Raw genomic sequence first — 10,477 nt, forward strand, 5'->3', positions numbered from 1 at the left:
CGGAGCTTCTCCACCATGTTCTTCATGGCTATGAGCAATTGACCCGTCTCGTCCGTGGAGGTCGCCTCCACCTTCATGGTCAGGTCTCCCTTTGCAAGCCCATCGGAGATATGCACCGCTTCACCGAGGGGCTTCGTGATGCTTCTCGTCATGAGATAGGCCACGACGATACCGAGTGCGACCGCCACAAGGCCTATGACAAGAAGCATCGTTCTCGTCGACCTGTAGGTTGCAGCGGCCTCATTGTACCGTGCCATCGCCTGCTCTTCCTGGTACTTCGCAAGCTCGACAAAGGAGTCCTTGACCCTCTCGGTCACCGGACGTCCCTGCACGTATGCCTGCACGGCCTCCTGGGACTTGTTCGCCCCGGCCAGCTGAAGGGTCTTGTTGTTCGCCTCCGCGGCCACCTTTATCTCGGCCCTGACCTTCTCTATGAGTTGTTTTCCTTTCTGTGACGTATCTATCTTCTCGAGGAGTTCCACGTTCTCCTTGTAGGACTTGCGACCCTGATCGATGTCCTTCTTTGCCTCCGTGCGGATACCGGCGTCATTCATCGACGCCGTGAGCAGTATCCCCTCCGACGTCTGGTCGATCGCCTTCATGGCGTCGCGGGCACACTTGATCTTCACATTACTCTCCTTGACGATCGTCTCTATGCCCGCGTTTATGGAATGCATGCTCCTTATGCCCATGAAAGTGAGGACAGCAAGCAAAACCATCATGATACCGAATCCGATCCCGAGCCGCATACCAATCTTCATGTTCTTGAAACTCATCTGCAATCCCTCCTTTTTTGTGCGTGAACCTCAGATCTCTCATTTCAGGAAGCGCTGTGTCCATCTCCGTTCTCTCCGGGCGGCTGATGAAGGACGGATCCTGCGTGGGTCTTGAACACGTTCAACGAAGTGCGTGGTCCGCGTCCCACTGTGTATAATCGAATGATATGCCTGATCGCTTAAACCAAAAAGCACAAAGGATCATCAAGCTGCGGGATAACAGGAAATGATCGAACAGATGGGATGATGCAGGCGCTAATGAACGGCTTCGAGACGGGAACCGTCGATGCGCCCCCCCGGGGGTCGCCCTTCGCAAGACCCACCTCGGGCTCGGAGGGCAGAGGTATGAACTCCAGGAGGTCGATCTCCGCGCTCGCCTTCAATTCCGTCCCGAGGATCAACACCTCTTCCGTGCCGTTATGGAGGATGATCGCCTTCTGGGATTCCTGGATCAGTCTGACGTTCTCGTGCCACAGCACGGGACCCCTGTCGGCACCGGCCGGATCCACGACAAACAGGAAGACCAGCATGAACAAGATACTCTTCATTGCGTCGCTCCTTCGGCCTCGGGAGAGGCCATCGTCTCCGGCATTCTTGAGATTCAACACCATCCACCAGCGTGATGTCCACACTTTCTTTAATCCCTTTGTGGCACAGGCCGGGATGTGCTATGATTAGAGTCGCACACCCCGCCGGTCGAGGGCCTTTGGACCGGTACCGGGGAATCGAGTACCGGACAGGACCATTGACGGCCGCATCGACTGAAACACATGGGTAAAGACCATTTGACGAAGAACATCCTGAAGAACCTTCACCGCATCATCCTCACCCTCGTCCTCTCCTGGCTGCTCGCCCTCACCCCCCTTTTCCCTTCCCTCCCCTCCTTTGCCGAAACGGCGGATGATTACGAGGACGCGGAGACCGATTTCGAGGAGTCCATCGAACTCGAATCGCCATCGGGAGCACGCGACGTCATAGATTTCGATATCTTCGAGGACATCGCTCGTGCGAGGGCGCGCCTCGAGAAGATGAGCTGCGGGTTCACCGTCGTCAGGCCGAAGACGGTGAAAAAGGTGAGAACGGGCAGGAAGGGAAAGAAAGGAAGGAAATGGAAACAGGTGGTGACCTACGGGAAGCCCGAACTGGGTTCCTTCACCATCCTTCTGGCCGTCGAAAACGTCAAGACGAGAGAGATACAGGTCATCAAGGTCCATCCCAGGCTCGGCGGCCGCACGGACCGGGCCATCATCGAGCCGGGCAAGGCAAACGGGGTCAACACCAAGTTCACCATCACCTCGCCGGAGCATCACGTGGTACTCGCTCTCAAAAGGCCCGTGCGGCACGGGTCAACGTTCAGGGAAGTCGTGTATACCCCCTATTCGGAAGGTCTCGACATCCCCTCCGTCCGGAAGGCGGGGCTCGACTACCTTGAGGGCATTATCGGCAGCGCGAGGAACGACCTCATCGATAGACGGGTGAAGCCACGTTCCTGCAACAGTTTCATCGACAACGACATCTCCGTGGTGCTTGCCATCATAGAGCATATCGACCCCGGGAAGTTCACGAGCGGACGGTACACGCCGGAAAAGCTCATCAACGAGACGCTCGTCATACTGGGGACAAACAAGCACAATGCCTACCGCTACTCGAAATCAAAGGCGGGTGCCGTGGGCCTCTTCCAGTTCATACCGGGCACCTACAAGAGGATCCTGAATCTCTATCCACAGGCAGGCCTCATACGGGACTTCGCGCAGGGAATGACCGACCACGAGAACGCCGCGAAGGCATCCTTCCTTCTTTTCGACGCCGATATGAACGTGCTGAGCGATGCGCGCAGAAACCGGCTTCTCGACGACCAGGCGGCAACGGGCAGGTTCCTGGCCTCAGCCTACAACTGCGGGCCGGGCAGGACGAGGAGCAGCATGGAACGGTACGGAGACAACTGGGCCTCCGCCGTCCCTGCCGAGACACAGATCTATCTGCGCAAGTTCGACGCCGTCCTCACCTGGTACCGCACCGGTCGCCTCGCCTCCAGGTGACGGGGCAGATCAGCCTGGCGTCACCCGGCAGGGCCGACCTTCCAGATCCCCTCCGCGTACTCGAGAATGGACCGGTCTGACGAGAACCTTCCCGTCCTTGCCACGTTGAGGATGGACATGCGGACCCATCGCTTCGCGTCAAGATAAGCCCTGTTCACCTCACCCTGCGCCTCCATGTAGGAGGCATAGTCGGCGAGCAGAAGGTACTCGTCATGTTCGAGGAGCGTATCGACAAGGGGTCGGAAAAGGCTGCCGTCGCCCCGGGAGAAATGGCCGGAGGCGATAAGGTCAAGAACCTCTTTGAGCCGTCCGTCGGCCTCATAGTGCTCCCGGGGGTGGTATCCCCGTGACCTCAGCTCGAAAACCTCCTTCGCGTCGAGGCCGAAGAGGAAGAAATTCTCCGCCCCCACCTCCTCCCGTATCTCTACGTTCGCCCCATCGAGGGTCCCTATGGTCAGGGCGCCGTTCATGGAGAATTTCATGTTCCCCGTACCCGATGCCTCCTTGCCGGCGGTGGATATCTGCTCCGACAGGTCCGCCGCCGGGTATATTCGCTGTCCGAGCTTGACGTTGAAATCGGGAACGAACACCACCTTGAGCTTCTCGCGCGTGTCGGGATCGCCGTTCACCACCTCCGCGATGGAGGTGATGAGCTTGATGATGAGTTTTGCCATGAAATAGCCCGGCGCGGCCTTGCCGCCGAAGATGACGGTCCGGGAGGGAACTTCAACGCCGGGACTCCTCTTGAGACTGAGGTAATGAGAGACAACGTGGAGGGCGTTGAGGTGCTGCCGCTTGTACTCATGGATCCGTTTGACCTGGATATCGAACATGCTCTCCGGATCGACGACAACGCCCGTGCGCTCCCTGATGAACCGCGCCAACACCAGCTTGTTCCGCCGCTTCGCCTCCGACCAGGACTCCCGGAAACCGGGGTCATCGGCGAAGGGCTCCAGACCACGGATCCTGTTCTCGCAATCGCAGGCCCAGTCATCGCCGATGGCATCGGTGATCAGCTTCGACATGGCGGGATTCGACAACACCATCCAGCGACGGGGCGTCACCCCGTTGGTGACGTTGAGGAACTTCCCTGGAGTCAGTTCATGAAAATCCCGCATCACCGTTCCTTTCAGGAGTTCCGTGTGAAGGGCCGCCACTCCGTTCACCGTGTGGCTCCCCACGGTCGCGAGGTGCGCCATGCGCACGTACCTGTCCCCGGTCTCATCGATAAGAGACAGGCGGCTCACCCGTTCTTCGTCCCCCGGATAGGCCACCCTCACCTCCTCCAGAAAACGCCTGTTGATCTCGTATATGATCTCGAGGTGCCGGGGGAGCAGGCTCTGAAAGAGCGGAACCGGCCATTTCTCGAGGGCTTCCGGAAGAAGGGTGTGGTTGGTGTACGAGAAGGTCTTCCTCGTTGCGTCCCAGGCCGTATCCCAGTCAACGCCATACTGATCGACGTACAGGCGCATGAGTTCCGCGACGGCGATGGACGGATGGGTATCGTTGAGCTGAACGGCGAACCTTTCATGGAGGGTCTCGGGCCTTCCCCCCACGAAAGCGTGGATGCGGATCATATCCTGCAGGGAACAGGAAACGAAGAAATTCTGCTGCGCCAGTCTCAGTCTCTTGCCCGCCGCCGGCTCATCGTTGGGATAAAGGACCTTGGAGATCATTTCCGAGGCTATCTTTTCCTCCACGGCCCCATCGTAATCACCGGTGTTAAAGGCCTGAAAATCGAAGGACTCACATGCTTCCGACTTCCACAGACGAAGGATGTTGACTATTCCCACATGATAACCCGGCACAGGGGTATCGTAGGCCATGCCCTTCACGACCCTGTCAGGAATCCAGCGGACACGATAGCGTCCCTCTTTGTCGTAGTACTGCTCGGTACGCCCCCCGAACTGCACGTAGTAAGTGATCTCGGGCCGGGCGATCTCCCAGGGATTGCCGAGGGCCAGCCACTTGTCCGTTATCTCGCGCTGCCAGCCGTCGACGATCTCCTGGTCGAAAATGCCGAATTCGTAGCGTATCCCGTAGCCAAGGGCGTGTATCTTCTCCGTCGCCAGGGAATCGAGGAAACAGGCAGCAAGCCTTCCCAGCCCCCCGTTGCCGAGGCCGGGCTCGGCTTCCTGCGCGAGAAGCTCGTCAAGATTGAGACCAAGCTGAGAGACAGCCTCGGCTGTCTGTTCCCATATCCCCAGGTTCACCATCGCGTTGCCGAGGTGGGGCCCCATGAGGAACTCCGCCGAGAGATAGGCCACCGCGCGGGCGGTGCGGCGCAACCCTTCCGTCGAACGGACCCAGTTCTCCAGCATCCTGTCCCGCACCGTGTACGCCAGGGCCATGTACCAGTCGTTCTTCGTGGCGAGCAATGGGATGCGGGCCTGGATAAAGTTCAGGTTTTCCAGGATCGCCCGCCTCATGGTCTCGGCGTCAAGGCCCGTTCGGACATCCTCCCCCGACAGAAGCTTCACATCCTGAGCGTCAGCATCATCCCTATCCATGGCAACCTCCTGTTGTCTGCACGGCTATCAACATAGTAACCCGATCTCTCCCGGTGGTGTCAATACGGACGGCTGGAGCCGCTTGAACAGCTTGAGCTGCTTGAACGTTCAAAGGCGAAAAACGGGAGAGGCAGGTCAAATCGCTTGAATGGCTTCGGGACTGGAGGGAAGATGAAGGGTGTGGTCCGGAGGGATGCGCCTTGTTGGTACGATGCGGCGTTTTTTTTGATGAAGATGGGAGACTCTGTGGAGTATAATGACTCTCACTTGATCTATCGGGTTCGCGACTATCTAACAGGGGATGATCATGGAATCAACGATGCTTGAAGGCTCCAATCTTACCGTTCCCAACGACCTCGGATATCTTCCGGCGATCCAGGCCTTTGTATCGGAGGTGATGGAACGCCGCGGCTACAGTAAACGGGACACGACCATGTTCCTCATCGCCCTCGAAGAGGCCATCGTGAACGTGGTCAAGCACGCGTTCGAACCCGGCGAGAAGGCGAGCTATCAGGTCATCGTCGATCCCATCACCGCGGGGATCAGGATCATCATCAAGGACAAGGGACTGCCCTATTCGCCCCATCTCGTGCCCCAGTATGTTCCGCCCTCCGACATCGAGACGGCCGGGCAGCCCGGACTCGGTTCGCATCTCATCAAGCACACTGTCGATGAGATACACTTTCAGAACCTGGGCCGTGAGGGAAAGGAGCTCCATCTCGTCAAGTACCTCCCCTACAGAAGCATAGAGGAAATGCGGACGGAGTCCGAGCTTGCGCCCTTCCCGGAACCGGTCAAGACGGTGGGGCCACCGGAGAGGAAGGACTTTTCCATCCGGCGCATACGCCCCTCCGAGGTCTACGATGTGTCGAAACTCTTCTACAGGGCCTATGGTTACTCCTATGGCATCGACACGATCTACTACCCCGAAAAGCTGGCTGAGCGCCACGCTGACGGCACCATCATTTCCGTCGTGACGGTGACACCCGATGACCGTGTCGTCGGCCATGCGGCCCTCGTCAGGGATGACGCGTCGAGCAAGACCGCCGAGGCGGCAATGGCCGTCGTCGAACCGGGCTTCAGGGGTCAGGGATGCCAGAGCATCATGATAACAAGGCTCGTTGAAGAGGCGCGTGCCGTCGGACTGGCGGGCATATACAGCAAGGCGGTCACGAACCATATATACGCCCAGAAAGCCGGGCAGAAGGCGGGCTTCAAGCGCTGCGCCGTCGTCGCTGGACTCATTCCCGCCGACCGATCCTTCAAGGGCATCCAGGCGGCACTTTCACAGCGGGAGTCCGTCGCCTACGGATACAGGGTGGTCGATGACCCGGGGAACGTACAGGTCTTCCCTCCGGCCTGGCACAGGGACATAGTAGAAAAGATATACAATTCCATGGGTGTGAAGAGGGTCTTTTTCGAATCCCCTCCGGGGGTGATGCGGCAGGTTGCGGGAGAGGCGGCGGTGACGGTGACGGTGGTTCCCACATACCAGAGGGCCGTTATCGAGGTCAAACAGTACGGGGAACACACTGTGTCGCAGGTGAACACCATATTGAAGGACCTCTGCTATCAGAAGATGGAGCAGATAACCCTGTACCTCAACCTCGAGGATCCCGTCACCGGCATCCTGTGCCGGCAGTTCGAAGAACTCGGTTTCTTCTTTGCGGGGGTCCTTCCCTTTTCCCACGTGGGAGACGCATTGCTCCTGCAGTACCTCAATAACGTGCCCATCGATTACAGCAAGATAAAGATCGTTGACGGAGTGGGGCAGGAGATCCTCACATACGTCGAATCCCACGACCCGAACAGAAAGTGACGTTCCGCCCTACGCTTTTTTCGCTCCGGCGCTGCCACCACCAGCCCCCTTTCTGCCTAGAAGCGAGAAGACGAGCGCCAGAAAACAGCACAACGCTCCCGTAAGGTAGGCGTGAGTGAAACCCGACGTGACGGTCCCCGTGCCGACGAGGTCCTTCAGGGCGGCCTTCCCCGTGGGGCCGGCGGAATCGTAGGCGACGGCGGAGAAAACCACTTCTATGACGGTCACACCCACCACCATGCCGAGGTTCGTCGTCGTGTTGAAGAGCGCCGAAGAGACGCCCTTCTTGTCCGGCGGCGCGAAGCGCATGATCTGGTTATTGTTGGGTGAAAAAAAGAGGACAAGGGAAAGTGCCAGCCACACGAGGTAGACGGTGACGACCGTAAGACCCTGCCAGTGAAGGGTGAAGGAGAAGAAAAGGACGCACACCGTCGCCGAGGTCATGGCGATAGTGCACAGCATCGCCGGGTTGACCCTGTCCGAGAGCCTTCCCGATACAGGCGACAGTATGACGTAGATGATGGAGTAGATGAGGAGCATCATGCCGGCAGCCTGGGCGTTGAGCCCCTTGACCACTTCCAGGTAAAAAGGCATGAGAAAGGCGTTTCCCGAGATGAGCATGTACACGAGAAAGGTGGCGATAAGGGCGAAGGCGTACCTCGAGTCCAGGAATAGGTCCAGGTGGAGAAGGGGGTCCCTGTGACGCCTCTCCCAGGCGACGAAAACCCCGATCAGTATCAGGGAGGATACAAGGCAGCCGATGACAAGGGGGGAGAGCCACCCCTCCTTGTTGCCGTTGTTGAGGCCGTAGATAAGAAGCCCCAGCCCGGCGAAGCTGAGGATGGCCCCCAGGAAATCGAACCCCTTCCGTCCTCCCTCCCGCTCGGGCGCCGATGAACTGCCGGGCTTCGTGCCGGGAATGTATTTCATTGCCACGATCACCGCGACGATGCCGACAGGCACGTTGATGAAGAAGGCCCAGTTCCACGAGAGGTAACCGGTGATTATCCCGCCCACCGGGGCACCCGTCGCCACGCCAAGCGCGGAGGCGGTGGAGGTGATACCGAAGGCCCAGCCCGTGTTCCCCTCCGGGAGAAAATGGGAGATGATGGCAAAACTCACGGCAAGCAGCATGGCGCTGCCTATGCCCTGAACAAACCGCGAGCCGATGAGCATGTCGATATCGTGGGACAATCCGCACATGAGCGACCCCACCGTGAAGATGACGTACCCCGAGATGAAGACCCGTTTGAGCCCTATCCTGTCGCCAAGTTTCCCGAAGAGCAGGAGCGTCGTCGTGATGATGAGAAGATAGGAGGATATTATCCGCGATGCGTCGCTCGAGGTCACGCCGAAGGAACGGGTGATCGTGGGCAGGGAGATATTGACCATATAATTGTTGAGACGCACCAGAAAGGAGCTGAAGGCAACGCTGATGACAATGAGGAGTGAGGCGTATCTGGCCGACCGCGTCATGAATGAAATTACTTACACTCTTTCACGACCTTCCGCAATGTTTTTCTTGGAAAGACAGGACCGACCCTCTCCCCATATAATCGTTGCAGTCGAAAACACGATGTGGCACAATGAATAACTCTGTATGCAAGTCATCGCGGAAAAAGTGCGGGTTCCACAATCGCAGCCTCTGACGGGCGCGAAACGGATGCTGTACCTCGATAACCTCAGGCTCTCCTTCACCTTCCTCGTGATCCTCCACCATGTATGCCTGACTTACGCCACCAACAGCGGCTGGTACTTCTATCAGTATCTCGATGATCCTTTCACCAATATCGTTCTCAACATCCTCATGGGTGTCGGCAGGACCTGGGTCCTGGCATCCTTCTTCCTCATCTCCGGATACTTCACGCCCGGCTCGCTGGACAGGAAAGGCACCTGGTGGTTCATCAAGGACCGCTTCATCCGTATCGGCATACCTCTCTGCATATTCGCGCTTCTCATCCGCCCCACCATGGTCTACTTCCTGAAATGGGATACCCTGTCTCTGCAGTATTCGTACCTGGAGAACATCTTCCTCCTCAAGAACGCCGCTCCGGGACCCGCATGGTTCCTCGAGGTGCTCCTTGTCTTCTCCCTCGTCTACGCGGCATGGCGGGCTCTAACCCGTTCGAGCCGGCAGAGGGACCGCGAGGCCCGGCCCTTCCCTGGAAACGGCGCTATCATCCTGTTCATCATCGTCCTCGCGGCCTTCACATTCGCAATGCGTGTCTACCTTCCCTCCGAAAAACAGATCTTCCACCTCCGTCTCGGGAACTACGCGGAGTATGTGGCCTTTTTCTTCGGGGGCATCGTGGCATACCGGAACCGATGGCTCGAAAAGCTCACGGACTTGACCGGCAAGCAGTGGACGGCCATCACAGGCGCGGCCGTCTGCGTCTACATCTTCTTCATCGTTCAGGCCTGGGGAGCTGGTGAAAGTCTCTCCTTCCTGAGAGGCGGCCTCTCCCTCAAGACCCTCATCGCCACGTACGTGGGCACCTTCATCGCCGTGGGCAGTTCCATCTGCCTCATCTATCTCTTCAGGACGTACCTCAACACCCAACCGGGCCTCATAGGGCCGATGACGCAGGACGCCTACGCGGTCTTTATTTTCCACCCCCCCGTTATCGTGGCGGTCACCTATTGGATGCAGGACGCTGCCGTCCTTCACCCCTTCATAAAGTTCCTTTCGGCCTTCATCATGGGAACGGTGCTGTGTTTCCTCATCTGCCATTACTTCGTAAGGAAGATCCCTTACGCGAAGAGAGTGCTGTGACGGGCCACGGTTTTCTTCGAGGACAATTGTCTTGACAACGCAGGGAGATAGCAGGAAAATTCAATACCGCTCACTATTTCACGCCACTGGACAGGGAGGGATCTGGCATGGGCAATGCTCCGTCAGACCGTATCCCGGGGGCACCAACGAAAAATACATATCCGGAGGTTTACATGACCACTGCTGTTGAGTACCTGAAGATCAACCCTGTTTTCCACATCGCCACCGTTGACGGCACGAAGGCCCGCGTCAGGCCCTTCGGTTTCAGCATGAAGAGGAACAACGCCCTGTACTTCTGCACGAACAAGACCAAGGACGTGTACAAGCAGATGTCCCAAAACCCTGAGGTCGAGATCTCCGATATGGGAAGCGACGGCACATGGCTCAGGATACGGGGCCGCATTGCCTTTGACGACTCCCGGGACGCAAAGGTCCAGGCCTTCGCGGAATCCGGGAACCTTCTCAAGATCTACCCGAAGGGCGCGGACGATGAGACCTTCGTGACATTCTACTTCGTGGAGGCCGTGGCAACGCTCTTCTCATTCACCGCCGCCCCGAAG

8 protein-coding genes are annotated in these 10,477 nt (G+C 58.1%); 4 read left to right on the forward strand and 4 right to left on the reverse strand.

Features of this window, described 5'->3' with window-relative positions:
* On the reverse strand, nucleotides 1-776 hold a 776-nt coding region (locus tag GXX82_12955), incomplete at its 3' end, for a HAMP domain-containing protein (protein NLT23948.1).
* A gap of 179 nt (nucleotides 777-955) precedes the next feature.
* The gene (locus tag GXX82_12960; GenBank protein ID NLT23949.1) at nucleotides 956-1,324 is read right to left on the reverse strand and encodes a hypothetical protein; all 369 of its coding nucleotides are present in this window, start codon (nucleotides 1,322-1,324) and stop codon (nucleotides 956-958) included.
* Nucleotides 1,325-1,546: 222 nt separating this feature from the next.
* Between GXX82_12960 and GXX82_12965 the strand changes: the two genes are divergently transcribed.
* A complete protein-coding gene (locus GXX82_12965) occupies nucleotides 1,547-2,815 on the forward strand; it encodes a lytic transglycosylase domain-containing protein (protein ID NLT23950.1) in 1,269 nt (422 codons plus the stop codon).
* 20 nt (nucleotides 2,816-2,835) lie between these two features.
* Here the strand turns inward: GXX82_12965 and GXX82_12970 are convergent, their stop codons facing one another.
* Nucleotides 2,836-5,325: a glycogen/starch/alpha-glucan phosphorylase gene (locus tag GXX82_12970; protein NLT23951.1), complete on the reverse strand. Its 2,490-nt coding sequence runs from the start codon at nucleotides 5,323-5,325 to the stop codon at nucleotides 2,836-2,838.
* Between the two features lie 307 nt (nucleotides 5,326-5,632).
* On the opposite strand from GXX82_12970, the gene GXX82_12975 reads away from it, so the two are divergent.
* A complete protein-coding gene (locus GXX82_12975) occupies nucleotides 5,633-7,144 on the forward strand; it encodes a GNAT family N-acetyltransferase (protein NLT23952.1) in 1,512 nt (503 codons plus the stop codon).
* 9 nt (nucleotides 7,145-7,153) lie between these two features.
* Here the strand turns inward: GXX82_12975 and GXX82_12980 are convergent, their stop codons facing one another.
* On the reverse strand, nucleotides 7,154-8,620 hold the full coding sequence (locus GXX82_12980; protein ID NLT23953.1) for a DHA2 family efflux MFS transporter permease subunit: 1,467 nt from the start codon (nucleotides 8,618-8,620) through the stop codon (nucleotides 7,154-7,156).
* A 124-nt stretch (nucleotides 8,621-8,744) separates the two neighbouring features.
* On the opposite strand from GXX82_12980, the gene GXX82_12985 reads away from it, so the two are divergent.
* Nucleotides 8,745-9,917 (forward strand): acyltransferase family protein, encoded by a 1,173-nt coding sequence (locus tag GXX82_12985; GenBank protein ID NLT23954.1) that lies wholly within the window; start codon nucleotides 8,745-8,747, stop codon nucleotides 9,915-9,917.
* A 173-nt stretch (nucleotides 9,918-10,090) separates the two neighbouring features.
* Nucleotides 10,091-10,477: pyridoxamine 5'-phosphate oxidase family protein (locus GXX82_12990; GenBank protein NLT23955.1), on the forward strand; the 387-nt coding region annotated here is incomplete at its 3' end.

The organism is Syntrophorhabdus sp. (assembly GCA_012719415.1).
GTDB lineage: Bacteria > Desulfobacterota > Syntrophorhabdia > Syntrophorhabdales > Syntrophorhabdaceae > Delta-02.

Bases quoted from the DNA above. Each gene is read 5' to 3' on its own strand.
- GXX82_12960 (NLT23949.1), bottom strand. From the start codon at position 1,324: ATGAAGAGTATCTTGTTCATGCTGGTCTTCCTGTTTGTCGTGGATCCG.
- GXX82_12965 (NLT23950.1), top strand. From the start codon at position 1,547: ATGGGTAAAGACCATTTGACGAAGAACATCCTGAAGAACCTTCACCGC.
- GXX82_12970 (NLT23951.1), bottom strand. From the start codon at position 5,325: ATGGATAGGGATGATGCTGACGCTCAGGATGTGAAGCTTCTGTCGGGG.
- GXX82_12975 (NLT23952.1), top strand. From the start codon at position 5,633: ATGGAATCAACGATGCTTGAAGGCTCCAATCTTACCGTTCCCAACGAC.
- GXX82_12980 (NLT23953.1), bottom strand. From the start codon at position 8,620: ATGACGCGGTCGGCCAGATACGCCTCACTCCTCATTGTCATCAGCGTT.
- GXX82_12985 (NLT23954.1), top strand. From the start codon at position 8,745: ATGCAAGTCATCGCGGAAAAAGTGCGGGTTCCACAATCGCAGCCTCTG.